This is a genomic window from Vibrio sp. 1562 (genome assembly GCF_033340155.1).
Lineage (GTDB): Bacteria > Pseudomonadota > Gammaproteobacteria > Enterobacterales > Vibrionaceae > Vibrio > Vibrio alginolyticus.
In genome coordinates this window covers 1-619 of record NZ_JAWOVY010000492.1, presented here as the reverse complement: position 1 = coordinate 619, position 619 = coordinate 1, and the positions used below count along the sequence as shown (strand labels likewise).

Below are 619 nucleotides of genomic sequence, written 5' to 3'. Positions count from 1 at the left end.
TAGCAAGCCCGTAACAGATAAGCTTAATGTAGACATCAACATAAATACGATGGGTTTGTGAACGTGATTCATTAGATACTCCTTAATTCTCGGAGCATTTTATGAAAAGTGACTTTATAGGAATAGCGAGTAATATTAATCACTATTGTAAGTAAAACTTACACATTGAAAACAGGTTCGTTCCATGCGCAAATTAGTACCATTAAAATCCATCTACGCGTTTGTGGCGGTGGCGGAATCAGGCAGTATGACGGAAGCCGCCCAGCTTCTGAGCGTTAGCCACTCGGCGATCAGCCAAGCAATTAAATCTCTCGAAAGCCAAGTAAACAAACCGCTTTTTGACCGAATTGGACGCCATGTGTACCTCAATACGGAAGGCAAAAAATACTACCGCAAAGTCGCGCCAGCGTTAGAACAAATCGTCGATGCAACCGAAGCACTGATGCACGATCAAAACTCTCAACGCATTACGCTAAACATGGTGAATTCCTTGGCACTGCATTGGTGGATCCCACGTATGCCACGCCTTCAAGCCTATGCCCCTCAACTTGATGTGCGCCTATCTAACCTTTCTGGACGGTTCAATTTGGAACAAGAAGGCGTTGATGCTGCGTTAGTG

The 619-nt window shown here is 44.4% G+C and carries 1 protein-coding gene; it reads left to right on the top strand.

Annotated elements, in window-relative coordinates:
* Positions 1-184: 184 nt before the first annotated feature.
* Positions 185-619: LysR family transcriptional regulator (locus R7Z49_RS26005; RefSeq protein WP_318112561.1), on the top strand; the 435-nt coding region annotated here is incomplete at its 3' end.